Consider the following 24,629-nt stretch of genomic DNA (forward strand, 5'->3'; position numbering starts at 1 on the left):
TCAGCACGCCTGACGCTCGCAGGACCGCGCGGGCCCCGGGGACGTCCGCCCAGGTCCGGGGTCAGCCGCGCAGGCCGAGGGCGTCGGCGGCGCTCGCCAGGGCGGCGAGGTGGTCGTCCACCGTGGCCAGGCCCGCCCGCATCGTGTCGATGGCGATGTGGGTGGCGCCCGAGTCGCGCCACCGGCCGGCCAGTTCGGCCACCTCGTCGGCGTCGCCCCGCCAGGCCAGCCGCCCCTCCATGCCGAGCGTGGAAGGGTCACGACCGGCCTGCGCGGCGGCCTCCTCGACCATCGCCTTGGCCTCGTCCAGTTTCGGCCCGGGACTCATCTGCGGGAACCAGCCGTCGGCCAGCCGCCCCGCCCGCCGGTAGGAGGGCGGCGCCTGGGCCCCGATCCAGACGGGGATCGGCCGCTGCACCGGCATCGGCGCCAGCCCGGCCCCCGTGACGCGGTCGAACTCGCCGTCGAACGTCACCGTCTGCTCGGTCCACAACCGCCGCATGAGCGCGATCTGCTCCTCGGACCGCCGCCCCCGGGTGGAGAAGTCCTGGCCGAGCGCCTCGAACTCGACCCGGTTCCAGCCCAGCCCGACCCCCAGCCTGAACCGCCCGCCGGTCAGCAGATCGACCTCGGCCGCCTGCTTGGCGACCAGCGCCGTCTGCCGCTGCGGCAGGATGATGATGCTGGTGACCAGCTCAAGCGAGGTCAGCGCGGCGAGGTAGCCGAACATCACGAAGGGCTCGTGGAAGGTGGTGTGCACGTCGTACGGGCCGTCCCACCCCCGGTGCACGTCAGGGTCGGCGCCGAGCACGTGGTCGAAGGTCATCACGTGGGCGTAACCCAGCTCCTCGACCCCCTGGGCGTAGGCGCGCAGCGCGCCCGCGTCGCCGCCTAGCTCGGTCTGCGGGAAGACGACACCGATCCGCATCGCGTACTGCCTCCATCGAGAAGTGATCAACTCGCACCATCATCGCCGCGGAGCTGGCGATGGACCACACGACGCTCCGGAGCCCGGTGAACCGACCGCTCCCGCACCGGCGGTAACCTACGCACGAGCCGCGAGGAGATGATCACCGATGAACAGGGGAGAAGAGGGCAGGCGTCTGCACGTCACGCCGCCCAAGACGTGGGCGGCGGGGCTGCCCGGCGTCACCCACGCGCTGGAATACTCCCTGGGCCAGACCACCGTGCGCCGCACGGCGCTGACGCTGCTCAACGTCAACCAGACGGCCGGCATCGACTGTCCCGGCTGCGCCTGGCCCGAGCCGGGCCGCAGGCACCGCAACGAATACTGCGAGAACGGCGCCAAACACGTCACCGACGAGGCCACCTCCCGCCGGGTGACCCGCGACTTCTTCCGCGAGCACCCGATCTCCGAGCTGGCCGGCCGCACCGACCAGTGGCTCAACCAGCAGGGCCGGCTCACCGAGCCGATGGTCAAGCGTCCGGGCAGCGACCACTACGAGCCGATCGGCTGGGACGACGCGCTCGGCCTGCTCGCCGGCGAGCTGCGCACCCTGGACCACCCCGACCAGGCGCTCTTCTACACCTCGGGCCGGCTCGGCAACGAGGCCGCGTTCCTGCTGCAGCTGTTCGCCCGCGCCTACGGCACCAACAACCTGCCCGACTGCTCCAACATGTGCCACGAGTCCAGCGGCCACGCCCTCATCGAGACCCTGGGCGTCGGCAAGGGCAGCGTGAGCCTGGCCGACATCCACGACGCCGACCTGGTGTTCGTGGTCGGCCAGAACCCCGGCACCAACCACCCCCGCATGCTCTCCGCGCTGGAGGAGACCAAGCGCTCAGGCGGGCGGGTCGTCGCGGTCAACCCGCTGCCCGAGGCCGGGCTGATGCGGTTCAAGCATCCGCAGAAGGCGCGCGGCATCGTCGGGCGCGGCACCCGCATCGCCGACGAGTTCCTGCAGATCAGGCCGGGCGGCGACCTGGCCCTGTTCCAGGCGCTCAACCTGCTGCTGCTCCAGACCGAGGACGCGCGGCCCGGCACCGTGCTCGACCACGCCTTCATCGAGGCCCACACCACCGGCTTCGCCGAGTTCGCCGCGCACGCGCGTACGCTCGCCTGGCCCGACCTGCTGGCCGCCACCGGCCTGGAGCGGGCGCAGATCGAGCGCGTGCACGAGATGGTCCTGGCCAGCGAGAAGGTCATCGTGTGCTGGGCGATGGGGCTGACCCAGCACAAGCACGGCGTGGCCACCATCCGCGAGATCGTCGACTTCCTGCTGCTGCGCGGCAACGTCGGCCGTCCAGGCGCGGGCGTGTGCCCGGTGCGCGGTCACAGCAACGTGCAGGGCGACCGCACGATGGGCATCTGGGAGCGCCCGCCGCGGCCGTTCCTCGACGCGATCGAGCGCGAGTTCGGCTTCACCCCGCCGCACAAGCACGGCCTCGACACGGTCGGCGCCATCCAGGCCATGCTGGACGGCCGCGCCCGGGTGTTCCTCGGCGTGGGCGGCAACTTCGTCCGCGCCACCCCCGACAGCGCCGTCACCGAGCGGGCCATGCGCGCCTGCAAGCTGACCACGCACATCTCGACCAAGCTCAACCGCTCCCACACCGTCTGCGGCGAGACCGCGCTCATCCTGTCCACCCTGGGCCGCAGCGACCGCGACGTGCAGGCGGGCGGCGAGCAGTTCGTCACGGTCGAAGACTCCATGAGCCAGGTCCACGCCTCGCGCGGCCGGCTCGACCCCGCCTCGCCCCACCTGCTCAGCGAGGTCGCCATCATCAGCCGGCTGGCGCGCCGCGTGCTCGGCGACCGTCCCGACATCCCGTGGGAGACGTTCGAGTCCGACTACGGCGCCGTACGCGACCGCATCGCCCGCGTCGTGCCCGGCTTCGAGGACTTCAACGCCCGCGTCGCGGAGCCCGGCGGGTTCCGGCTGCCCAACCCGGTCAACGAGCGCGTCTTCCGCACCCCGAGCGGCAAGGCCGTCTTCACCGCCAACGCCTTCACCCTGCTGGAGGCGCCGCCCGGCCACCTCATCCTGCAGACGCTGCGCTCCCACGACCAGTGGAACACCGTCCCCTACTCCGACGACGACCGCTACCGGGGCATCCGGCACGGCCGCCGCGTCGTGCTCGTCAACCCCGGCGACCTGGCCGAGCTGGGCTTCGCCGACCGCGACGTGGTGGACCTGGTCGGCGTCTGGCACGACGGCGTGGAGCGCCGCGCGCCCGGCTTCACCGTGGTCGCCTACCCCGCCGCGCGCGGCTCGGCCGCCGCCTACTACCCGGAGACCAACGTCCTGGTTCCGCTCGACAGCGTGGCCGACGGCAGCAACACCCCGACCTCGAAGTCGGTCGTCATCCGGCTGGAACGCCCGGCGGTCTAGGGGTTTCGACGCCGGCAGCGAAAAGCGTCCGGCGCGCTCATCAGACGCCGGATCGTGCCTGGCGCGGGCACTAGGGTGGCCGCATGCAGATAACTACGGAGAGTAGCATCATGCGGACTCTCAGATACGATCTACCGGCGTCGCTGGTGGTGTTCCTCGTCGCCGTGCCCCTGTCCCTGGGCATCGCCATGGCCGCCGGCGCGCCGCTCGCCGCCGGGCTGATCGCCGCCGCCGTGGGCGGCATCGTCGCGGGCCTGCTCGGCGGCTCGCCCCTCGTGGTCAGCGGCCCGACGGCCAGCCTCACCGTGGTCATCGCCGGGCTCGTGCACACCTACGGCTGGCAGGCCACCTGCCTCATCACCATCCTGGCGGGCGGCGTCCAGGTGCTGCTCGGCGCGTTCAAGTCGGCGCGGGCCGCGCTCGCCGTCTCGCCCGCCGTCGTGCACGGCATGCTGGCCGGCGTCGGCATCGTCATCGCGCTCGCCCAGCTCCACGTGGTGCTCGGCGGCAGCCCGCAGCACTCCGCGTGGGACAACCTCGTCCAGCTCCCCGGCCAGATCGCCGACCTGCACGGGCACAAGGTCATGGTCGGCGTGCTCACCGTCTCGGTGCTGCTCGTCTGGAGCCGGCTGCCCAAGCACGTCAGGGCCGTCCCCGCGCCGCTGGCCGCGCTCGTCGTGGCCGCCGCGACCGCCTGGCTCTTCCATTGGAACGTGACAAGGATCGACCTGTCCGGCGCGCTCGGCTCCTGGTCCCTGCCCGAGCTACCGCAGGGCGACTGGCACCAGATCGCCGGAGCCGCGCTGCTGGTGGCGCTGCTCGCCGGCGCCGAGTCGCTGCTGTGCAGCGTCGCCACCGACGGCACCCACACCGGGCCGCGCGCCGACCTCGACAAGGAGCTGTCCGGGCAGGGCGTGGCCAACGTGGTGAGCGGGTTCCTCGGCGGGCTGCCCGTGGCCGGGGTGATCGTGCGCAGCACCACCAACATCCGGGCGGGGGCGCGTACGCACTGGTCGGCCGTCCTGCACGGCGGCTGGGTGCTGCTGTTCGCGCTCTGCCTGGGCTGGACGATCCGGCTCATCCCCATGGAGGCGCTGGCCGCGCTGCTGGTCTTCATCGGCATCAGGACGATCAGCCTCGGCCACGTCAGGAAGGTGCACGGGCACAACGAGGTGCCCGTCTACCTCGTCACGCTGACCGGCGTCGTCGTGATCGGCCTGGCAGAAGGCGTGCTGGCCGGGCTCGCCCTGGCCGCGCTGCTCGCGCTGCGGCGGCTCACCCGCGTCACGGTCGACAAGCGCGAGGAGCCGAACGGCCGCCTGCACGCCACGGTGTCCGGCTCGCTCACCTTCCTCGGCGTGCCCCGGCTGACCGCCGAGCTGCGCGCCATCCCGGCCCGCGCCGACGTCGACCTCGACCTCAACATCGACTTCATGGACAACGCCGCCTTCGAGGCCATCCACTCCTGGCGGCTCGACCACGAGCGGCTCGGCGGCACCGTCACCATCGACGAGCTGCACGACGAGTGGTACTCGATGGCGGCCAGCGGGGCCCGCATGTTCCCCGCCAAGAGCCCGCCCAAGCCGGCCGGGCACTGGTGGCTGCCGTGGACCCACCCCCGCCGCCGGACGACCGGGGTGCAGGAATGCCGGCTCACCCAGGGCGCGGCCGAGTTCCACCGCCGTACGGCGCCGCTCGTGCGCCCCATCTTCACCGAGCTGGCCGGCCGGCAGCAGCCCAGCCACCTGTTCATCACCTGCGCCGACTCCCGCATCATGCCGAGCCTCATCACCAGCAGCGGCCCCGGCGACCTGTTCACCGTCCGCAACATCGGCAACCTCGTGCCCTGCGCCGGCTCTGAGCCCGCCGACGACTCGGTGGGCGCCGCCATCGAATACGCCACCCGCGTCCTCGACGTCCACACCATCACCGTCTGCGGCCACTCGGGCTGCGGCGCGATGGCCGCACTGCTCGGCGGCCCCGCCACCACCGCCGGCCTGCCCCAGCTCGGAAGCTGGCTGCGGCACGGCGCCGCCGGCCTCGACCGGCTGGCCGCCGAGCGCGGGCCGGACGCCTCCCTCGACCGGCTCTGCCGGCTGAACGTCCAGCAGCAGCTGGAGAACCTCAGGACCTACCGCCGCGTCGACGAGCAGGTCAGGGCCGGGCAGCTCAAGCTGGTGGGCCTCTACTTCGACATCGCCACGGCCCGCGTGCACGTCGTGCCGCCGCGCAGCCCCGCGCTCCCGGCGGAGCCCGGCCAGCGGTGACCCCGCCGCGCGCCCTCGCCGGCCGGAGCGGCGGGGGCCCGCCTTCAGCCGAACTCCTTCGCCACCAGCACGAACGAGGCGGCGCCCATGGCCACGTAGGCGAGCGTCAGCAGCACCGCCCCCACCACGATCAGCACCCGGCGGCCCAGCGGCGGCCGCCCGGACATGTCGTCGTCGTGCATAACGGGACGCTAACACCCGGTGACCGCATGTCACCACGAACCGCCGCTCAGCCGAGCACGTTCTCGTGCAGCGCCCGCAGCACGGCGTTCGTACGATCGCGCGCCCCCAGCTTGGCCAGCAGCGCCGAGACGTAGTTCTTCACCGTCCCCTCGGCCAGGAAGAGCGCCTCGGCGATCTCCCTGTTGCTGCAACCCTCGGCGATGAGCCGCAGCACCTCCAGCTCGCGCTCGGTGAGCGGCTGCACCTTCGCCGGCGGCTCGCCCGCCGGAGGGCGGCCCCTGTGCACGGCACGCAGCAGCCGCTCGGTGATCGACGGCGAGACCAGCGTGCCGCCGTCGGCGAGCGTCCTGATCGCGCGGGTGAGCCGCTCCAGCGTCACGTCCTTGAGCAGGTAGCCGCGCGCCCCCGCCCGGATGGCGTCCATGACCAGCGTGTCGTGGTCGAACGTGGTCAGCACCAGCACCGGCGGCGCGTCCGTACGGGAGCGCAGCTCGCCCAGCGTCCAGAGCCCGTCGTAGCCGGGCATGCGCAGGTCGAGCAGCACCACGTCGGGCGTGCACGCCTCGATCGCCGCCAGCGCCTCCCGTCCGTCGCCCGCCTCGCCCGCCACCTCGATGTCGCCGCTCAGGCCGAGCAGGCTGCGGATGCCCTGGCGTACCAGCGTCTGGTCGTCGACCACCAGCACCCTGATCATCGGGCCGGCACCCGTGCGGTCACGCGGAAGCCGTCGCCGCCGTCGAGCCGTACGTCGCCGCCGAGCGCGGCGATCCGCTCGGTCAGGCCGCGCAGCCCGTTGCCGGGGGTCAGGGCGGGGGCGCCGCGCCCGTCGTCCACCGAGGTCAGCCGCACGGCGCCGTCGGGGGCGCGGTCGACGGTGATGAGCAGCGACGTGGCCTCGGCATGGCGGATGGTGTTGGTGACGATCTCCTGCACCACGCGGACGAGCGTTGCCGCCAGGTCCTCGTCGGCGGGCACGTCGTCGCCGACACGGACGCTGATGTCGAGGCCGGGGATGTCGCGGACGACGGCGGTCAGCGACTCGCGCAGATGGGGCGCGCCGGTCCGCAGCCGCCCCACGGTGTCGCGTACGTCGCCGAGCAGCGCCCTGGCCACCCGGTCCGCCCGCTCCACGTGCTCCCGCGCCGCGCCGCCCTCCTGGTGGCGGGCCACCTCCAGCTCCAGGGTGAGCACGGTCAGCTGGTGGCCGATGAGGTCGTGCAGCTCCCTGGCGATGCGCAGCCGTTCGCGGGCCCGCGCGGAGTCGGCCAGCACCACGCTCGCCGCCCGCAGGTCGAGGTGCGCCGCCGCCAGCTCCCGGCGCAGCCGCCGCTCCCGTTTCATGGCGATCGAGGCGAGCAGCGTCGAGACCTGGATGAGCAGGTAGAGGGACGTGCCGACGGCGACCCCCGCCCACGGGCCCGGCATGCTCACGGCGATGACCACGGAGTTGAGCGCCACCACCGCCGCACCCGCCCAGACCGGGACGAGGTACCCGCTCACCGCCGCCACGAACACCAGCAGGATCGGCAGCCATCCCGCGTCGGACGCGGTCAGCACCACCGCCCAGCTCAGCACCACCGCCGTCGCGTACGCCGCCCACGCCGCGACCGTGCCGGCGTCCTCCAGGACGGCGGCGGTCACCAGCGCCATGAGCAGCGCCGCGAACAGCAGGGCCCACAGCAGCCGGGGCACCCGCGTCTCGCCCGCGCCGAACAGCACCGGCGCCCCGACCACGACGGATCCGGCCAGCATCGCCAGCCCTGCCCACGCATCGGGGCCGATTCGCCGCATGCCGCCACTGTACGGCGCGGGACGGCCGCCGAGGAGGTGCCGGAAGTCATGGGTACGCGCTCCCGGCGCCGGCGGCTCAGGCTCAGCGGAGGGGGTCGAACTCGCGGAGCGCGGCGGGCTGCTTGCCCGTGGTGATCTGCTCGGCGAGCAGGCGTCCCGTGGCGGGGCCGTGCGCCATGCCCCACATGCCGTGGCCGCCCGCGACGTACACGCCGGGCCGCCCGGTCGCGCCCACCAGCGGACGCCCGTCCGGGGTGACAGGGCGGGGGCCCACCCAGACGTCGGTGCGCTCCTCCCACCGGACGCCGTCGAGCAGCGGCCGCGCCGAGGCGATGATCGCCTCAAGCCGGGCCGGCACCAGCGGCGCGTCGGGGGAGCGGAACTCCATCGTCCCCGCCACCCGCAGCTTGCCCTGGTACGGCGTGCACGCCACCCGCACCTCGGGCAGGTAGATCGGCCCGGGCACCGGACGATCGACCGGGACGGTGAAGGAGTAGCCGCGGCCCGCGCGCACCTGCGTCCGCACGCCCCACTGCGCGGCCAGCTTGGGCAGCCACGCGCCGGTCGCCACGACGACCGCGTCCGCCGTCAGGGTGGTGCCCTTGGACGAGCTGACGGTGACCTTCCCGCCGTCGCTGCGCACGTCGGTGACCTCGAACGCGTACACGGTGGCGCCCCTGCTCATCACCGACCTGCCGAGGGCGTGCACGAACGCGCCCGGGTCGACGTACCGCTGCCCGTCGATCCGCACCCCCGCGGTCAGTGCGCCGGACGCGAGCGGCACGTGCTCGACGAGCTGCTCGCGGCGGAGCGGGGCGTGCGCGACCTGCTGCCCGGCGGCGGAGATGCGGCGCAGCTCGTGCAGCAGCGCCCGTGCCTGCTTGGGCGTGCGGAAGGCCGCGGTGATCGGGGCGTGCACGAGCGGCGCACGTACGCCGTTGTACGTGAGCACGTCGAACGCCTCGATGCTCTCCTCGTTGAGCGGCAGGTTGGCGCGCACGGCCCGGGTCCACGACGGCCACCGGCAGTTGGCGGCGAACCGCAGCAGGAACGACCACAGCCCCGGGTCGAGGGTGGCCGGCACGTGCAGCGGAGCGGACGGGCTCAGCAGTGAGCGCAGCCCGTACCGCAGCACGGACGGCTCGTTGAGCGGGATGGCCAGCCCGGGGGAGATCCACCCCGCGTTGCCCCAGGACGCCCCTGCCGCCACGCCCTTGCGGTCGACCACCTCGACCTCGACACCGCGCTCCTGCAGGAACCACGCCGTCGACAGGCCGACGATGCCCGCGCCCACCACGATCACCTTGCGCGGCCAGCCGCTGCCCCCGTCGACCATGACGCCCTTCCTCTCCTCGCTGCCTACGGGGACAGCATGACCCCGGCGAGGCGGGGGAGCGCTGTACGGACGCGACAATCCGGACGCCCGGATTGTGCGGGTTCCACAACGGGGTGCCGCGCCTCCACCGTCGATCGAATGGCGGAGAACCGGCCCGAGGTCACTCGCCGAGGGCCTCCAGCTGGATGATCATGGCGAGGCGCTGCCGGGCGTCGTCCAGGTCGAGCGGGGTGATCTCGCCGATCTTGCGCAGCCGGTTCCTGACCGTGTTGGGATGCACGCCGAGCCGCTCCGCCGCCGCCACCGGGTCGCCCTGCGCCTCCAGCCAGGCGCGCAACGTCGCCACGTACCGGGTGCCGTGCCTGGCGTCGTGCCGCCGCAACGCGCCGACCGGCCCCCTGGCCGGAGTCCTCCCGGTACGCGCCGCGGCCCGCAGCCGCTGCAGCAGGATGTCGCCCCACGACTCGTCGTACACCGGCGGCGCCCCGCCCGCGCTCTCGTGCAGCGCCAGGCACTCGTCGGCCTCCTGCCGCCCGGCGGGCAGCTCCGCGACCCCGGCCGGCGCGCCGATCCCGGCCACCAGCTCCACCTGTGCGGGCAGCGCCGCCTGCAACGCCGCCACCCACGCCAGGGCCGCCCCCGCCTCCTCGCCCGGCAGGATCGTGTAGAGCGTGTTGCCCAGCAGCGTGCTGCGTCCAGGACGCGACCAGCCGAACCCCGTGGTCGCCCGGTCGAAGGCCAGCAGCAGGGCGGCGTGCCGGTCGGCGGCGGCGCCCGCGCGTACCGCGATGACCCGCATCGGGCCAGGCGCCAGCCCGAGCTGGCTCAGCGCGGTCACCGCGTCGGCGCTGCCCTCCAGCAGCCGGATCACCAGGTCGGACTCCACCTGCCGCTCCAGGTCGGCGCTCGCGCGGGAGCGCAGCAGGTGCAGCGCCACCGTACGCGCACCGTCGGCCAGCGCGGTGAGCCGCCGCCCCGTCAGGGGCCTGTCGCAGGTCGCCCACACCGTGCCCAGGACCTCGCGGCCGGCCCGCGCCGCCACCGCCATCCGCCCGGTCAGCCCGTACGCCGGGTCGGGCTCCACGAAGATCGGCCCGTCCGACGCGGCCAGCCGCGACAGCACCCCCCGCTGCTCGAACAGCTCGCGCAACCGCTCAGGCACCTGCCTGACCAGGATCGTCTCCAGCCGCGCCGGGTCGCCCGCCTGCTGCGAGCGCGAGTACGCCAGCACCCGCGACAGCCGGTCCTCGATCGTCACCGCCGCCCCGACCACGTCCGCCAGGCTGTCGGCCAGCGCGAACAGGTCCGTCGGGCCCCGCCCCGACTCGGTCTCCCTGCCCTCCAGCACCAGCCCGTACACGACCCCGGTGAGCTGGCTCCACGACACCGCCGGGTCGATCAGCAGCACCGCGACCCCGGCGTCCTGTGGCACCTCGCGCGCCGCCTCCTCGCCCGCGCGCACCAGCACCGCCGTCGCGCGGGCCGCCTCCGCCCATGCGATCGCCTCCGCCACCGAGGCCGCGCCCACCGCCAGCAGCACGTCGCCCGTCACCCGCTCGTCGGTCGGGTCGGGCATCGCGACGCTGCGCAGCTGCGCCGTGCGCGCGTCCGTCCGGCCGGCCAGGCGCACGCCGTACCCGCCGAGCACGTTGACCAGGCGGTCCAGTCTGACCACGGTTCGTCCTCCGTGTTCGGGTCGCGTGGCGGGACGCGCCGTCCCGCCACGCAACCTGCCCGTTCTAGGCGGCCTCGTACCGGCGCTGGCAGGTGATGCAGAACCGCGCCAGCGGCCGGATCTTCAGCCGCTCGAACGGGATGCCCGCCTCGCACTCCGAGCAGCGGCCGTACGTGCCCTCCGCCACGCGATCCAGCGCCTGCGTCAGCTCGGCGATCGCGCGGTCGGCCGCGGCCAGGTCCACCAGCAGCTCCTGGTACTGGGCGTCCGCCCCGGTGCCGTCGCTGGCCTCGGCCCGCAGGCCGAGCAGGTGCCGGCTCCGGCGCTCGAGCTGCTGCTGCAGCTCCTCACGCAGTTCCTGGAGCTGCACGGTGCTGAGGTGAGTGTCGATCATGACGTGATCCCCTTTCTGGGAGTACGTGGAACGAGAACCGCGACAGGTCGTGCCGCGGAAGCCTTCCTGCCTGCCAGGGCGACCCCGGCCCGCTGCACCGGCTGGGTGGCCGGGGACATAGGCCCGCTTCATCGGCCTTGTCGGCTGATGCGGGAGGCCAGCTCCGGGTGGCGGCCCATGCGGGACAGGCCGCGGATGGTCGCGTACTCGGGCTCGGGCAGGGTGTTGACCGGCATGCGCAGCGCCGTTTGCAGGCGGTGCAGGAGCCGCCGCTGCCGGGCGCCGCCTCCGGTGACGGTCAGGGCCGGCACGGACGGGCGTACGTCGTCGGGCAGCCGCCGCACGAGGGCGGCGGTCATCTCCACGACCCCGTCCAGCGCGTACGGCAGCAGGCCCGCGCTGGTGGTGGCGCCGAGCTGGAGCGCGGCGGCGTCGAACACGGCACCTTCGCGCACCGCGACCGCCTCCACGATCCCCGCCCCCACATCGAGCAGCAGGAACGGCTCCGCCCCCACGACATCCAGCCCCGCCCCGACGGCGGCGGCCACCGGCTCATCCACCAGCCACACCCCACACCCACCGCCTCGGGCACCGGAGGCGAGGCCGCCACCTTCGGCGTCGCCGGGCAGGCCGTCGCCGGAGAGGCCGCCGGAGAGGCCGCCGGGCAACTCGCCGGGAGAAGCCCCGGAGGCCCGGCCGGTCCCGCTGCCGGCCGCGGCAGGCACCCGCGTAACAGCACCCCGGGTGACGGGACGCCCGGTGACGGGACGCCCGGTGACGGCCTCGACCACCGCGGTGTGCACGGCACGGCGGTCACTCTGGGTCGCCGCCAGCGGCACACCGACGAGCACCTGTTCAAGGGGCTCGTCGGGAGGTCTGGCGTCGTGCAGCGCCTGGCGTACCAGCCGGAGACATGCGGCCGGGTCAGCCACCATCCCATGACGTATCGGACGTATCGGAACGGCGGAGTCCTCGGGTGCGACGCCGAACACGTCCGACGAACGGTCGGCGATCGCGGACCCGCGCGACATACGCGTACGCGCCGTCCCAAGATCCAGCGCCACGAACCCCCGCCCGAGACTCATACCGCCCCCCTCGGACGACGGCGGACAGGCAATGACCTGATCACGGCCATGACAAATGGCTCCTTGCTGTAGATGAACCGACTGGGACGGCACAACCACCACCCCACGAACTCGACCGCCGCACCCTCCCCGCACCACCCACGCCGCCCAGCCGCCGCGACACCCGTGGCACGAGGGCACTGAAGCGCGCCGGGCACACTCATGGGACGATCGACGGCGCACAGCACCCGAAGCGGCCAAGCCCGCGAACGCCTGCCAGAAGACCGTGGGCATGCGGACGCTCGCCAGACGGTCAAGGCGCGCGAATACGCGTCCCGTTGCCCGGGCGTGCAGACGCTTGCCCCCGGCGCCCTGGCGTGCGCCCGTGCACCACAACGGCCGCACAGCCACACACCGACGTGGCTCGCCCGCATCACATGCCGGCTCAGCCGCCGAGCGTCACAGGCCGGTCAGCTTGCCTGCGTCACGCGCCGGCTCGGCCAGCGTGCGTCACATGCCGGTCCGGCCGTGTGGCAGGCGTCAGCTCGGCCGGCGTGCGTCACGCGCAAGTCCGGCCGACGCGCGTCACCGTGTCAGTTCGGTCGGCGGGTCAGCGCTCGCTGGTGTGCGTGCGCGGGTTTGCGTGTCAGCGCTCACCGGCGTGTGGACGCCTGCCGTTCGCGGTCGGTGCGTTGTGCGTGTGCCGCGGCGGAGACGGGGTGCGGGCGCATGCCGCATGCGTCCACGTCCCGGCAGCGAGGCCGCGGGTCGCGAGGTGGGGAGGGGTCAGGCCGGTGGCGGGCTGCGGGAGCCCGCGGTGCGGTGGCCGAACTGCTGCGGGTCGCGGATCGCGGGGCCGTCGGCGGCCGGCGACGGCAGGAGCGCCAGGTGGCCGGCCTCGCCGTTGCGGGTGCCGCGCAGGGGCGGCCACAGCGACGGCGTGTGGTGCTCACGGGCGTTGCCCGCCTGCGGTGGCAGGCTCGACAGCTTGTCCTTGTACGCGCCGGCGAGCCACACCTGCCCCGCGGACCCGCCGGACAGGCCCACCTGGCCGCCGCCGTACCAGGCGACGGAGAAGGTGGTGGCCACGAGCAGGGACAGCAGGACCAGGCCCATCACACCGCCACGCGGCGCGATGAACCCTCGTAGGGTCAGCCCTGGTCCCGTCATACGGCCGACCATAGCCCACGAAATGCGAAAAGGCATGCCCGTATGTCGGGCCCCGCCCCAGCGACCCCGAAGGCGGCGCCTCCCCACCGCCTCATGTCTCGGGGCTCGCGCCTTCATGAGCCCCGCGAGTCACCCCACCTCGTCAGCCGCCCGAGCTCTCATGAGCCCCGCGAGTCACACCACCTCGTCAGCCGCAGGCGTTCCCATGGCCCCGCCAATCACTCAGCTCCGCCCCGGGGCCATCTTGGTCAGAGGTAGTGGCCGATGTTCTCTTCGCGTTGTTCCTGCTGGACCCTAGGGGCCGGTTTGGCGACGGCGTTCGGGCGGATCTCCGGGCCGAGTTCGGCGCCCGGGTCCAGGACGGTGATGGTGAGGTCGTCGTCCCTGACACCGACGTGGGCGCGCTGGCCGTCGTGGAGGGTGCCGTTGAGCAGGAGCCGGGAGAACGTGTTGTCCAGCGTGCGCTGGATCATGCGGCGCAGCGGCCGGGCGCCGAAGGCCGGTTGGTAGCCCTCGTGGGCCAGCCAGTCCACCGCCCCCGGCTCCATCTCCAGCTCCACGCCCTGGGCGTGCAGCCGCCGCCTGGTTTCGTCCAGCAGCAGCGAGGTGATCTGGCGCAGCTGCTCGGCCTCCAGGCCGCGGAACATGATGATCTCGTCGATCCGGTTCAGGAACTCGGGACGGAACCGCTGCTGGAGCAGTCGCAGCAGCTGCCCGCGCAACCCCCGGGCCCCCTCGCCGGGATGGGCCATGATGATGTCCGCGCCGATGTTCGAGGTCATGATCAGCACGCTGTTCCTGAAGTCGACCGTACGCCCCTGCGCGTCGGTCAGCCGCCCGTCGTCCATCACCTGGAGCAGCAGGTTGAACACGTCGGGGTGGGCCTTCTCGATCTCGTCGAGCAGGATCACCGAGTACGGCCTGCGCCGCACCTGCTCAGTGAGCTGCCCCGCCTCCTCGTAGCCGACGTAACCAGGGGGCGCCCCGACGAGCCTGGAGACGGTGTGCCGTTCCTGGAACTCGCTCATGTCCAGCCGGATCATCCGGTCCTGCTCGCCGAAGAGCGACTCGGCCAGCGCCCGCGCCAGCTCGGTCTTGCCGACCCCGGTGGGCCCGAGGAAGAGGAACGAGCCGATCGGCCGGTTGGGGTCGTTCATCCCGGCGCGGGAGCGGCGTACGGCCTCCGACACCGCCGCCACCGCCTCGTCCTGGCCGATCACCCGCCGGTGCAGGTGCTCTTCGAGGCCGAGCAGCCGTTCGCGCTCCTCCTGGGTGAGCTGGGAGACGGGGATGCCGGTGGCGCGGGAGACGACCTCGGCGATGTCGTCGGGGGTGACCTCGGCGAAGCCGCGCCGGCTGGTCCTGGTCTCCTCGATGCGGGTCTTGAGCGCGGTGATCTCGTCGCGCAGCTCGCGGGCGCGGTCGTAGTCCTCGCGTTCGACCGCCTGGTCCTTCTCGCGCTGCCGGTGCTCCAGGTCCTCCTCCATCTCGCGGGTCCCGGCGGGGGTGGTCCTGGTGTGCAGCGCGACCCTGGCGCCCGCCTGGTCCATCAGGTCGATGGCCTTGTCCGGCAGGAACCGGTCGGAGATGTAGCGGTCGGACAGCTCGACCGCGGCGACGAGCGCGTCGTCGGTGAACTTGACCTGATGGTGGGCCTCGTACCGGTCGCGCAGGCCGCGCATGATCTCGATGGTGTCCTCGACGGTCGGCTCGGGCACCAGGATGGGCTGGAAGCGCCGTTCGAGCGCGGCGTCCTTCTCCATGTACCTGCGGTACTCGTCCAGCGTGGTCGCGCCGATGACGTGCAGCTCGCCTCGGGCGAGCGCGGGCTTGAGCATGTTGGAGGCGTCGATCGCGCCCTCCGCGCCGCCGGCGCCGACGATGGTGTGCAGCTCGTCGATGAAGACGATCAGCTCCTCGCTGTGGGCGCGGATCTCCTCCATCAGCTTGCTCAGCCGCTCCTCGAACTCGCCGCGGTACTTCGTACCGGCGACCAGGCCGGCCACGTCGAGCTGGACGACCCGCTTGCCGCGCAGCGTGTCGGGCACCTCGCCGCTGACGATGCGCTGCGCGAGCCCCTCCACGATCGCCGTCTTGCCCACGCCCGGCTCGCCGAGCAGCGCCGGGTTGTTCTTGGTACGCCGCGACAGCACCTCCACCGCCTGCGTGATCTCGTCGTCCCTGCCGATCACGGGGTCGATGCCGCCCTCGTCGGCGGTGGCCGTCAGGTCTCTGCCGAACTGGTCGAGCGTCGGGGTGGTGCTCGGCTGCGGCGGCTGGTGCGGTATCGGCTCGGCGGCGCCCCTGTTGTCCTGCACGAACGACTCCGGGGTGAGCCTGGCGTGGCGCAGCAGCCGCCCGGCGGCCGACAGCGGGTTCGCCGACAAGGCGAGCACCAGGTGCCGCGCTCCGATGTACGACGCCGCCGTGGCCCTGGCCACCTGCCGCGCGTCCAGCAGGGCCCGCTTGGCGGCGGGCGCCAGGCGTACCGGGCCCTCGCGCGGCTCGCGCTGCTCGACGGACTGCTCCACCTCCGTGGCCAGCGCCGCCGGGTCGGCCCCCGCCTGCTCCAGCATCGCCCGGGTCGACTCCACCTGGGTGGCGGCCCACAGCAGGTGCTCGGTGTCGAGGTAGCCCGCTCCCCACGAGGCCGCCTTCTGGGCGGCGGTGCGGAGCAGCTCGATGGCGTCCTCGCTGAGCAGCCGTTCGAGATCGACCCGCCGGTTGTACGGCGGCGGCCCGAACCCGAAGAACCTGGCCAGCAATTCGTCCATGGGGCCATAGCCGTAGTGCCAGTAATCACCAGAGGTCATGGGTCCCCCTTCACATGACGTCACTTCCGGGCCGCCTACCCCTGCCCGTACGCCATAACCACGGGGTGGGCGAGCGCGATCTTGCCCTGGCGGGGCCCGCGCTCGGCCTGGCCCGCTGACCGGAAGGGCGGAACGAATCAGGTCCGTCACTTGTTAATTCACCTTCGATCAGTTTCGATCGGTACTATGGCCGTCGGCGAGGAGGAGTATGACCAACGTGGCCACAGACGCATCACCGGCTGAGGACCAGGCGGCGGCAGCCGACGCGGCGGGCCGGCTGCCCGACGAGCGCCGCAACCGGCTGGTCGATCTGCTGCGGCGGCGCGGCATCATGCGCGTCCACGACCTGGCCACCGAGCTGGCCGTCTCGGCGATCACCATCAGGCGTGACATCACGCTGCTGGCCGAGGAGGGCGTCATCCGCCGGGTGCGCGGGGGTGCCACGCTGACCGAGCCGCCCGAGCCGGCATCCGCCCGTGAGCCGGCGGAGCCCCCTGGCCAGGCGGCGGCGTCGCTCACGGTGGGCATGGTCGTCCCCTCGCTCGACTACTACTACCCCGACGTGATCCGTGGCGTCCGCGAGGCGGCAGCGGCGGCGGGGGTGCGGGTGGTGCTGCGCGGGGCCACGTACCAGGTGGCCGACGAGCGGCGGCAGCTCGCCTCGCTCATCGACTCCGTCGGCGTGGACGGCCTGCTGGTCGCGCCCACCACCGAGAGCGACGAGGGCGAGGAGCTGGTCCGCTGGCTGCAGACGGCCGGCGTGCCGGTCGTGCTGATCGAGCGGGCCGCCGCCGTCGGGCCCTATCGGGAGGCCATGGAGTCCGTGGTCAGCGACCACGCGCTCGGGGCGGCGATGGCCGTGCGCCACCTCGCCACGTTCGGCCACCGCAGGGTCGGGCTGATCACCACGATCACCAGCCCCACGACTCCGCACGTGCGCGCCGGGTGGCGGCTGGCCTGCGAGGAGCTGGGGCTGGAGACGGACGGCACGCCCCAGGCCCGTACGGTGGACCGCCGCGACCCCGGCTGGGCGCGGGCGCTGGACGACGTGCTCGACGCCTGCCTGGCCTCGGGCACCAGGGCGCTGCTCGTGCACTCCGACCCCGAGGCCATCTCGCTGGTCGAGCGCTGCCAGGACCGCGGCATCAGGGTGCCCGGCGACCTGGCGGTGGTGACGTACGACGACGAGGTGGCCGAGCTGTGCGACCCGCCGCTCACCGCGATCAGGCCGCCGAAGACCGACATCGGGCGCGCCGCGTTCGCCCTGCTGCTCGAACGCCTCCACGACCCCGGCAGGCCCGCCCACCGCGTGGTGGTCGGGCCGCAGCTGATCGTCCGTCACTCGTCGTCCTGACCTGCCTGCCTCGGGGGCGGGCGGGTCAGGGGCGCGGCAGGCGGGCGGGGTCGAGGGTGTCGCTCGTGCCGTCGGGCCAGGTGATGAGGCATGACGGGCCGTCCCATGACACGGCGGGCGGTTGGGCGGGCTCGCCCGTGCCGAGGTGGATGGCCGCGTCGTACCAGACGTCCGTACGCGCGGGGCCGCTCGTCGCCCGCCACGGCACCAGCGTCCAGAGACCGAGCGGCGAGGCGTCGTCGGCCGCGGTGACGCCGCCGTCGTCCAGCCCGGCGCTCCACACGCCTGAGCAGGTCTTGCCGTTGCTCACGACCGAGCCGGGTTCCGGATCCGGCCCGTCGGCCGGGAGCGGCCAGCCGCCGACGCGCAGCCGCCCCGTCTCCTCAGAGGGCTGGACGCGGACCAGCCGCACCTCCCACGCGCCCCGCACCGCCGACAGCACCTCCAGCCACGGCCCGAGCCGCACCTCGCCGGAGCGCCCTGAGCCGTGGTCGGGAACGTCCTCGTCGAGGGTCACCCAGTGCGCCCGCCACCGGGACGCTCCCGCGACGGTTCCGGTGGGGAGCCGTTCCAGGCCGAGCATGTCGAAGCCGGTCCTGTGGCTCGGCTCGCCGGTCTCGGACAACAGCGTGACCGACTGGTCGAGCGGCCGCCCCGCGTGCGGGCCGGCGAGCAGGGGAGAGGTGGCGGTGGAGTAGCCGAGGCGGGCGTAGAGGGGGGAGTCGGTGAGGTTCGAGCCCGGGCGTGAGTGGTCGGTGCCGTGGTTGACGACCCGTACGACGCCGTCCGCCCGCGTCCCGCCGACCAGCCAGCCGGGAGCGGCGACGACGCGCTGGAAGTCGTCGCGCTCGACCGGCAGCGGCTCCTCCACGGCGGTCCACACCGGGTGGTCGGCGGGCAGGGTCAGGCCGAAGAGCCCCTTGGCCGCCCAGTAGGGCGACCCGGGCCCCGAGTACGACTGCGCGATCGGCCGCCACGGCCCGTGCCAGCCCAGCGTCAGCAGCCCGTCCTCGTCCGGCGCGCCGTGGGAGACGAAGTGGCGGGCGATGCCGGAGGCGGCTCGGCGCAGCAGCCCGGGTGAGGGGGAGTCGAGCCCGTGGCGGGCGCCCAGCCAGAACGGCACGGCGGCGGCGAAGCGGTAGGTGAGGCTGCGCCCCTGGATGAGCGGCGAGCCGTCGGCCCCGACCAGGTGCACCGCGTCCTGGAGATACCGTTCGAGCCGCCGCAGGTAGACGGGCCTGCGCGACTCGGCGTCGGGGCTGCCGGCGGCCATCTCGGTCCAGATGAGCGGGTAGAACTGCAGCGCCCATCCGGCGTAGTGGTCGTAGGCGCGCTCGTCGCCGTCGGCGTACCAGCCGTCCTGGCGGGCGAAGCCGTCGGTCAGCGCCAGGCCTGCCTCGATGTCGTCCGCCGCGTACGGCCCCCCGACCGAGGCAAGGAACTGTTCGACGACGATCTGGAACCACACCCAGTTGATCGGCGGGTACCAGGAGCCGATGGCCGGCGTGAGGTAGTCGACGACCTGCTCCTGAACGAGCGGGTTGAGCCGGTCCCACAACCAGGGCCTGGTCAGGTGCAGGACGAGCGCGAGCGAGGCGGCCTCGACCTTGGCCTGGTCGTGCTCGTCCAGCCGGACCCAGCGCTCGGGCGCGTGCGGGTCCGTCCCGGCGGCCAGGCCGTCGGCGTACCACTCCATGAGGTTCAGCGGGTCGGCGCCGCGCTCGCCCGCGACGCGGAACCCGGCTGCGAGGAACGTCCGCGCGAAGCCCTCCAGGGCGTCCACGTCAGGGCCGTAGCCGCCCGGCCTGCCGGGGAAGGAGACGCGGGCGCGACCTGGCGAGGTGTGGCGGCGGGCCGCCAGCAGCAGGCGGTCGGCGAGGCCGGCCCAGTGCGCGCGCGTCCACCCGGTGAACGGTGACAGCCGCGGGTCGTTCAGGGGCGCCATTCACGAGTCCCTTCCTGCCGGGGGGATGTTTACGTAACCATGGATTCACGCGATGGTTACAGCGCCGCCAGGGCCCGTCAAGCCGTCACCGGCGCATCCGCCCGCTTTGTTGAGCAGTTGTGATCTGACACGAGCGTTGCTGATCAGAGCGATTGGATTGCCCCTTGACGAGCTCGCTGCGGTCACGCTTAACTCCAAGGCAACGCCAGCCGATCACAGATGAACAAAGCTGATCGTTTGCCGATCGGAACTTCCAGGCGTCCTCCTCTTGGCCGTGCCGTCATGCCGCCACGCGCCGAGACCCCGAACCCCCACACCGCGAGGAGCATCAGGTTGAACAGCAGATCCCGCGTCGCCGGCCGACCGAACGGGCACACGGGCGCGTCCCTATGACGCGGCCCCACGCCCTGCTGGTCATGGACCCGGCCACGTACCGCCTGCAGTTCGGGCAGCGGCAGCTGCACCGGCTGCGCGGCCTGGCCGAGCTGGGAGACCCGATCTGCACCGACGACCTGGACACCCCCTCGGCGCGGCGCCGCCTGCGCGAGAGCGAGGTGCTGCTGACCTCGTGGGGCTGCCCGCCGCTGACCACCGAGCGGCTGGCCGACGCGCCCCGCCTGCGGGCCGTCTTCCACTGCGCCGGCACCGTGCGCCCGTTCGTCACCGAGGAGGTGTGGCGCCGGGGCATCGTGGTCACCAGCGCCGCCGACGCCAACGCCATCCCGGTCGCCGAGTTCACCCTCGCCGCCGTCATCTTCGCCGGCAAGAAGGCCCCGTTCCTCGCCCAGGACGCGCGCGAGCACCGCGACGACTGGTCCTACGCCTCCCGGCGCGGCGAGCTGAGCAACAGGGGCCGCACGGTCGGCGTCGTCGGCTTCTCCCGGGTGGGCCGCCGGGTCGCGCGGAGCCTGCGCGGCCTGGACATGGACGTGCTGGTCGCCGACCCGTACGCGGCGGAGGAGGAGGTGAGCGCGGCGGGCGGCCGCCTGGTCGCGCTGCCCGAGCTGCTGCGCCGCAGCCACGTGCTCACCCTGCACGTCCCGTCGCTGCCCGCCACCCGGCACCTCATCGGCGCGGCCGAGCTGGCCATGCTGCCCGACGGCGCCACCGTCATCAACACCGCGCGCGGCGCCGTGCTCGACACCGCCGCGCTGGAGCGCGAGTGCGCCGCAGGGCGGCTCGACGCCATCCTCGACGTCACCGACCCCGAACCCCTCCCGGCCGAGTCGGTGCTGTACGAGCTGCCCAACGTCATGATCACCCCCCACATCGCCGGCTCGCTGGGCAGCGAGACCCGGCGCATGAGCGACAGCGCTCTCGACGAACTCGAACGCCACCTGGCCGGCCTGCCGCTGCGCACGGCCGTCACGCCGGACGAGTTCGCCGTCAGCGCCTGACCAACCCCCCAGCGACGGAGAGGAGACCGGATCAATGATCACGTCAGGCAAGGGCGGGGCGCGGCGGCAGGCGGTCAAGGGCCTGGCCCTGGCAGGAGCGCTCTCGCTCGCCCTCGCGGCCTGCGGCTCGGGCGACCCGGAGCCGGCCGACCCCAACGGCAAGATCACGCTGAGCGTCACGGTGTGGAACCTGGCCAAGACGCCCGAGTTCAAGGCGCTCTTCGACGCCTTCCAGCAGGCCAACCCGAACATCACCATCAAGCCGGTCGACATCCTCGCCGACGACTATCCGGATAAGGTCACCACCATGCTGGCGGGCGGTGACAAGACCGACGTGATCACGATGAAGAACGTCATCGACTACTCCCGCTACTCCAGCCGCAACCAGCTGCTGGAGCTCACGGACCTGGTCAAGTCGACCGACACGAGCAAGCTGGCCGGCCTGGACGCCTTCGACGTCAGCGGGAAGTACTACGCGCTGCCGTACCGGCAGGACTTCTGGCTGCTCTACTACAACAAGACGCTGCTCGACAAGGCGGGCGCCAAGCTGCCCGACCCGCTGACCTGGGACGACTACACCAAGCTCGCCAAGGAGCTGACGCAGGGCGAGGGCGGCGACAAGGTGTACGGCGCCTACCACCACACCTGGCGCTCGGTCGTGCAGGCCATCTCCGCCGCGCAGACCGGCGGCGACCAGCTCAGCGGCGACTACACCTTCTTCACCGACCAGTACAACGTGGCCAAGGGGCTCCAGGACGCCGGCGCCGTGCTCGACTTCGGCACCGCCAAGTCCCAGCAGGCCGACTACCGCAGCCAGTTCGAGAGCGGCAAGACCGCGCTGATGCCCATGGGCACCTGGTACATCTCCGGCATCCTGGAGGCCAAGGCGAAGGGCGCGACCGACGTCGAGTGGGGGCTCGCCCCCATGCCGCAGCGTCCCGGAACGACCGGCGTCACCACGTTCGGCTCGCCGACCGCGTTCGCCGTCAACAAGCGCTCGGAGCACGCCGACGCGGCCAGGAAGTTCGTCGAGTTCGCCGCGAGCAAGGCGGGGGCCGAGGCGATCACGAAGGTCGGCGTGGTGCCGGCGCTGCAGACGCCCGAGATCACCGAGGCGTACTTCGGGCTCGAGGGCATGCCGGAGGACGAGCTGTCGAAGAAGGCGTTCGTCCCCGACAAGGTGACGCTGGAGATGCCGGTCAGCGAGAACAGCTCCGACATCGACACGATCCTCAACGAGGAGCACGAGCTGATCATGGTCAACGACAAGTCGGTGGCCGACGGCATCCGCACGATGAACGAGCGCGTCAAGAGCGAAGTGCTCAACTAGGGCGGTCGCGGGCCCGGGCCGCCGTCCGGGCTCCCGGCGTCTCACGGAGAGTTCCGAAGGACACCATGACACAGGCAACGACGCGGCCGCTGCCGGCCGCACCGTCCCGCCGGCGCGCCTGGCGCGACATCCTCGTCGGCTGGAGCTTCATCCTGCCGAACTTCATCGGCTTCGCGCTGTTCACGCTCGTGCCCATGACGGCGGCGTTCGCGCTGGCGTTCCTCGACTGGGATTCCTACAGCACCCCCGAGTGGGTCGGGCTGGAGAACTTCGAGCGGCTGCTGCGCGATGAGAACTTCCACGTCGCGCTGCGCAACACGCTCTTCTACGCCGCCGGGCACATCCCGCTGACCCTCGCCGTCGCCCTGGGCCTGGCCATCGCGCTCAACCGCAAGCTGCGCGGCGTGCAGTTCTTCCGCACCGCCGCGTTCTTCCCGTACGTCACCTCGCTGGTCGCCGTCGCGGTCGTGTGGAACATGCTGTTCAACCCCACCTCAGGGCCGGTCAACCAGTTCCTGGAGGTGCTCGGCGTCAGCGAGCCGCCCCGCTGGGTGGCCAGCACCGACTGGGCGATGCCCGCCGTCATCATCACCAGCGTGTGGCGGGACATGGGCTACTACATGGTGCTCTACCTCGCCGGCCTGCAGACCATCCCGCGCGAGTACTACGAGGCCGCCACCGTGGACGGCGCCGGCGCCTGGCAGCGGTTCTGGAGCGTCACGCTGCCGTGCCTGCGGCCCACCACCTTCTTCGTCCTGGTCATGCTGACGATCCAGAGCTTCAAGGTGCTCGACCTGATCGTGGTCATGACCGACGGCGGTCCTGGCCGCAGCACGCTCGTGCTGGCCCAGCTCGTCTACCGCGAGGGCATCAGGGAGGGCCAGTTCGGCTACTCCTCGGCCATCGCGCTGGTGCTGTTCCTCATCGTGCTCACGGTGACCGTCGTCCAGTTCCGCATCAACGAGCGCAGGAGCGTGACATGACCGCGCTGCCAGAGGCCGCGGGAAGCAGCCGCGGCCGGCGGCTGCTCCGCACCGTCCCCGCCTACGCCGGCCTCACCGTGATCGCCGCGCTGGTGCTGGTGCCGTTCGCGTGGATGGTGTCGTCGTCGCTGAAACGCGACAACCAGGTCTTCACGGTGCCCGTCCAGTGGATCCCCGAGGAGCTGCGCTGGTCGAACTTCGTGGAGATCTGGGACCGCATCCCGCTGCTCACCTACCTTGGCAACTCGGCGTTCCTGTCCCTCACGATCACCGCGCTGCAGGTGCTGACCGGCAGCTTCGCCGCGTACGGCTTCTCGAAGGTGCGCTTCCCCGGCAGGGACGGGTTGTTCCTCGCCTACATCGCGACCATCGCGGTGCCGTGGCAGGCGTACATGGTGCCGCAGTACATCATGATGCAGCGCGCCGAGCTGACCGACACCTACTGGTCGATCATCCTGCTCCAGGCGTTCGGCGCGTTCGGCGTGTTCCTCATGCGGCAGTACTACATGTCGATCCCCGATGACTTGTGCGAGGCGGCCCGCATCGACGGGCTCAGCGAGTACGGCATCTACCGCCGCATCATGCTGCCCCTGTCGAAACCGGCGCTGGCCAGCCTCGCGCTGCTCACGTTCGTCAACACCTGGAACGACTACATGGGCCCGTTCATCTACCTGACCAGCAACGAGCTGTGGACCGTGCAGCTCGGCCTGCGCTCCTTCGTCGGCCAGTACGAGGCCGAGTACGCGATGATCATGACGGGGTCGGTGTTGTCGGTGCTGCCCGTCCTGGTGATCTTCCTGTTCGGCCAGCGGTACTTCATCCGCGGCATCGCGACGAGCGGGCTCAAGGGATGAGCGCGCCGGGGAACGTCTCCGAAGGCGGCGTCGCGCGGCGGCTGCTGCGGCCCGCCCGGCAGGAGACGTACGAGAAGGTGTTCTCGACCGTCTACGTCGGCCTCATGACGAACGTGCTGCTGGCCCTCTCCTGCGCGCCGCTGCTGCTCGCGCTGGCCGTCGTCCGCGATCCGCTGGCGTCGTGGCCGTTCTTCGCGGTGCTGTCGCTGCTGTGCGGGCCGGCGCTGGCGGGCGCGTTCGGCTGCTTCGAGGCGCTCGGCGAGGGCGACACCGGCGTGCTGCGCGCGTTCCGGGACGGCTACCGGCGCGGGTGGCGGCGCGCCCTCGCCGTGTGGGCGGCGGCGGTGACGGCCGTGGCCGTGCTCGCCGTGGACGCGGTCGCCGTGGGGGGCACCTCCTTCGGCCCAGCCCTGGTGCCGTTCTTCTGCACGGCGGCGGCGCTGGTGGCGGCGGTGGCGTTCGCGCTGCTGACGTTCGCCGGCGAACCGGGTGTCCGGCTGCGCGCCCTGGTGCTGCCCTGCCTGTTCCTCATCGCCCGCCGCTGGTACCTCGCGGCGGCCGGCCTCGTCGTGCTCGGCCTCGCCGTCGCGGTCGTCCTGGTCAAGCCTGTGGCCGGCCTGCTCCTGCTGGTCTCGCCCCTGCTGTACGCGGCCTGGGCCACCACCCGGTACGTCGTCGCGGCCGCCCGGTAAGTGGCGCGGCGCACTCCGATCACGGCGC

General features: G+C 72.7%; 19 protein-coding genes. 8 read left to right on the plus strand and 11 right to left on the minus strand.

Annotation, left to right across the window (positions count from 1 at the left end):
• Window positions 1-61: 61 nt before the first annotated feature.
• Window positions 62-928, minus strand: coding sequence for an LLM class F420-dependent oxidoreductase (locus AB0K28_RS35360; RefSeq protein WP_345385717.1), 867 nt, complete (start codon window positions 926-928; stop codon window positions 62-64).
• Window positions 929-1,076: 148 nt separating this feature from the next.
• On the opposite strand from AB0K28_RS35360, the gene AB0K28_RS35365 reads away from it, so the two are divergent.
• Together AB0K28_RS35365 and AB0K28_RS35370 are read left to right on the plus strand one after the other, a co-directional pair.
• Entirely contained in the window at window positions 1,077-3,353 is a 2,277-nt protein-coding gene (locus AB0K28_RS35365; protein ID WP_364378452.1) for an FdhF/YdeP family oxidoreductase, read from the plus strand.
• A gap of 110 nt (window positions 3,354-3,463) precedes the next feature.
• Window positions 3,464-5,620 (plus strand): SulP family inorganic anion transporter, encoded by a 2,157-nt coding sequence (locus tag AB0K28_RS35370; protein WP_364378455.1) that lies wholly within the window; start codon window positions 3,464-3,466, stop codon window positions 5,618-5,620.
• Between the two features lie 44 nt (window positions 5,621-5,664).
• Here the strand turns inward: AB0K28_RS35370 and AB0K28_RS35375 are convergent, their stop codons facing one another.
• The 9 genes from AB0K28_RS35375 to AB0K28_RS35415 all read right to left on the minus strand — a co-directional run bounded on the left by AB0K28_RS35375 (window position 5,665) and on the right by AB0K28_RS35415 (window position 16,046).
• Window positions 5,665-5,802 (minus strand): hypothetical protein, encoded by a 138-nt coding sequence (locus AB0K28_RS35375; RefSeq protein WP_364378458.1) that lies wholly within the window; start codon window positions 5,800-5,802, stop codon window positions 5,665-5,667.
• A 47-nt stretch (window positions 5,803-5,849) separates the two neighbouring features.
• Window positions 5,850-6,497, minus strand: a complete 648-nt coding sequence (locus tag AB0K28_RS35380; protein ID WP_364378461.1) for a response regulator transcription factor — start codon at window positions 6,495-6,497, stop codon at window positions 5,850-5,852.
• Window positions 6,494-7,594, minus strand: coding sequence for a histidine kinase (locus AB0K28_RS35385; RefSeq protein ID WP_364378464.1), 1,101 nt, complete (start codon window positions 7,592-7,594; stop codon window positions 6,494-6,496). Before AB0K28_RS35385 ends, AB0K28_RS35380 begins: the two co-directional genes overlap by 4 nt.
• Window positions 7,595-7,676: 82 nt before the next feature.
• Window positions 7,677-8,930 (minus strand): FAD-dependent oxidoreductase, encoded by a 1,254-nt coding sequence (locus AB0K28_RS35390; protein ID WP_364378467.1) that lies wholly within the window; start codon window positions 8,928-8,930, stop codon window positions 7,677-7,679.
• A gap of 160 nt (window positions 8,931-9,090) precedes the next feature.
• A complete protein-coding gene (locus tag AB0K28_RS35395) occupies window positions 9,091-10,605 on the minus strand; it encodes a helix-turn-helix domain-containing protein (RefSeq protein ID WP_364378470.1) in 1,515 nt (504 codons plus the stop codon).
• A 64-nt stretch (window positions 10,606-10,669) separates the two neighbouring features.
• Window positions 10,670-10,999: a TraR/DksA C4-type zinc finger protein gene (locus AB0K28_RS35400; RefSeq protein ID WP_345385711.1), complete on the minus strand. Its 330-nt coding sequence runs from the start codon at window positions 10,997-10,999 to the stop codon at window positions 10,670-10,672.
• A gap of 128 nt (window positions 11,000-11,127) precedes the next feature.
• Window positions 11,128-11,934, minus strand: coding sequence for a hypothetical protein (locus AB0K28_RS35405; RefSeq protein ID WP_364378473.1), 807 nt, complete (start codon window positions 11,932-11,934; stop codon window positions 11,128-11,130).
• Window positions 11,935-12,849: 915 nt separating this feature from the next.
• Window positions 12,850-13,233, minus strand: a complete 384-nt coding sequence (locus AB0K28_RS35410; protein ID WP_345385708.1) for a hypothetical protein — start codon at window positions 13,231-13,233, stop codon at window positions 12,850-12,852.
• 248 nt (window positions 13,234-13,481) lie between these two features.
• Window positions 13,482-16,046, minus strand: a complete 2,565-nt coding sequence (locus AB0K28_RS35415; protein WP_364378476.1) for an ATP-dependent Clp protease ATP-binding subunit — start codon at window positions 16,044-16,046, stop codon at window positions 13,482-13,484.
• A gap of 217 nt (window positions 16,047-16,263) precedes the next feature.
• Between AB0K28_RS35415 and AB0K28_RS35420 the strand changes: the two genes are divergently transcribed.
• Window positions 16,264-17,400, plus strand: a complete 1,137-nt coding sequence (locus tag AB0K28_RS35420) for a substrate-binding domain-containing protein (RefSeq protein ID WP_364378479.1) — start codon at window positions 16,264-16,266, stop codon at window positions 17,398-17,400.
• Between the two features lie 25 nt (window positions 17,401-17,425).
• On the opposite strand, the gene AB0K28_RS35425 is transcribed toward AB0K28_RS35420, so the two are convergent.
• Entirely contained in the window at window positions 17,426-19,345 is a 1,920-nt protein-coding gene (locus AB0K28_RS35425) for a DUF2264 domain-containing protein (protein ID WP_364378482.1), read from the minus strand.
• A 389-nt stretch (window positions 19,346-19,734) separates the two neighbouring features.
• Here AB0K28_RS35425 and AB0K28_RS35430 point away from each other — a divergent pair, with 389 nt between their 5' ends.
• From AB0K28_RS35430 to AB0K28_RS35450, 5 genes are all read left to right on the plus strand, one after another.
• The gene (locus AB0K28_RS35430; RefSeq protein ID WP_345385700.1) at window positions 19,735-20,742 is read left to right on the plus strand and encodes a hydroxyacid dehydrogenase; all 1,008 of its coding nucleotides are present in this window, start codon (window positions 19,735-19,737) and stop codon (window positions 20,740-20,742) included.
• A 34-nt stretch (window positions 20,743-20,776) separates the two neighbouring features.
• Complete coding sequence (locus tag AB0K28_RS35435) at window positions 20,777-22,072, plus strand: sugar ABC transporter substrate-binding protein (protein ID WP_364378485.1); 1,296 nt, start codon at window positions 20,777-20,779, stop codon at window positions 22,070-22,072.
• A gap of 65 nt (window positions 22,073-22,137) precedes the next feature.
• On the plus strand, window positions 22,138-23,055 hold the full coding sequence (locus AB0K28_RS35440; protein ID WP_364378488.1) for a sugar ABC transporter permease: 918 nt from the start codon (window positions 22,138-22,140) through the stop codon (window positions 23,053-23,055).
• A complete protein-coding gene (locus tag AB0K28_RS35445; RefSeq protein ID WP_345385693.1) occupies window positions 23,052-23,909 on the plus strand; it encodes a carbohydrate ABC transporter permease in 858 nt (285 codons plus the stop codon). Before AB0K28_RS35440 ends, AB0K28_RS35445 begins: the two co-directional genes overlap by 4 nt.
• Window positions 23,906-24,601 carry a hypothetical protein gene (locus AB0K28_RS35450; RefSeq protein ID WP_345385691.1) on the plus strand — a complete coding sequence of 232 codons (696 nt, stop codon included), beginning with the start codon at window positions 23,906-23,908 and terminating at the stop codon, window positions 24,599-24,601. The genes AB0K28_RS35445 and AB0K28_RS35450 overlap by 4 nt, the downstream gene beginning before the upstream one ends.
• The last annotated feature ends 28 nt before the right edge of the window (window positions 24,602-24,629 follow it).

It is taken from the genome of Nonomuraea sp. NPDC049504, from assembly GCF_040676845.1.
Classification (GTDB): domain Bacteria; phylum Actinomycetota; class Actinomycetes; order Streptosporangiales; family Streptosporangiaceae; genus Nonomuraea; species Nonomuraea salmonea.

Coding starts and splice junctions, on each gene's coding strand:
- AB0K28_RS35360 (WP_345385717.1), bottom strand. CDS start 928: ATGCGGATCGGTGTCGTCTTCCCGCAGACCGAGCTAGGCGGCGACGCG.
- AB0K28_RS35365 (WP_364378452.1), top strand. CDS start 1,077: ATGAACAGGGGAGAAGAGGGCAGGCGTCTGCACGTCACGCCGCCCAAG.
- AB0K28_RS35370 (WP_364378455.1), top strand. CDS start 3,464: ATGCGGACTCTCAGATACGATCTACCGGCGTCGCTGGTGGTGTTCCTC.
- AB0K28_RS35375 (WP_364378458.1), bottom strand. CDS start 5,802: ATGCACGACGACGACATGTCCGGGCGGCCGCCGCTGGGCCGCCGGGTG.
- AB0K28_RS35380 (WP_364378461.1), bottom strand. CDS start 6,497: ATGATCAGGGTGCTGGTGGTCGACGACCAGACGCTGGTACGCCAGGGC.
- AB0K28_RS35385 (WP_364378464.1), bottom strand. CDS start 7,594: ATGCGGCGAATCGGCCCCGATGCGTGGGCAGGGCTGGCGATGCTGGCC.
- AB0K28_RS35390 (WP_364378467.1), bottom strand. CDS start 8,930: ATGGTCGACGGGGGCAGCGGCTGGCCGCGCAAGGTGATCGTGGTGGGC.
- AB0K28_RS35400 (WP_345385711.1), bottom strand. CDS start 10,999: ATGATCGACACTCACCTCAGCACCGTGCAGCTCCAGGAACTGCGTGAG.
- AB0K28_RS35405 (WP_364378473.1), bottom strand. CDS start 11,934: ATGGTGGCTGACCCGGCCGCATGTCTCCGGCTGGTACGCCAGGCGCTG.
- AB0K28_RS35410 (WP_345385708.1), bottom strand. CDS start 13,233: ATGACGGGACCAGGGCTGACCCTACGAGGGTTCATCGCGCCGCGTGGC.
- AB0K28_RS35415 (WP_364378476.1), bottom strand. CDS start 16,046: ATGACCTCTGGTGATTACTGGCACTACGGCTATGGCCCCATGGACGAA.
- AB0K28_RS35425 (WP_364378482.1), bottom strand. CDS start 19,345: ATGGCGCCCCTGAACGACCCGCGGCTGTCACCGTTCACCGGGTGGACG.
- AB0K28_RS35430 (WP_345385700.1), top strand. CDS start 19,735: ATGACGCGGCCCCACGCCCTGCTGGTCATGGACCCGGCCACGTACCGC.
- AB0K28_RS35435 (WP_364378485.1), top strand. CDS start 20,777: ATGATCACGTCAGGCAAGGGCGGGGCGCGGCGGCAGGCGGTCAAGGGC.
- AB0K28_RS35440 (WP_364378488.1), top strand. CDS start 22,138: ATGACACAGGCAACGACGCGGCCGCTGCCGGCCGCACCGTCCCGCCGG.
- AB0K28_RS35445 (WP_345385693.1), top strand. CDS start 23,052: ATGACCGCGCTGCCAGAGGCCGCGGGAAGCAGCCGCGGCCGGCGGCTG.
- AB0K28_RS35450 (WP_345385691.1), top strand. CDS start 23,906: ATGAGCGCGCCGGGGAACGTCTCCGAAGGCGGCGTCGCGCGGCGGCTG.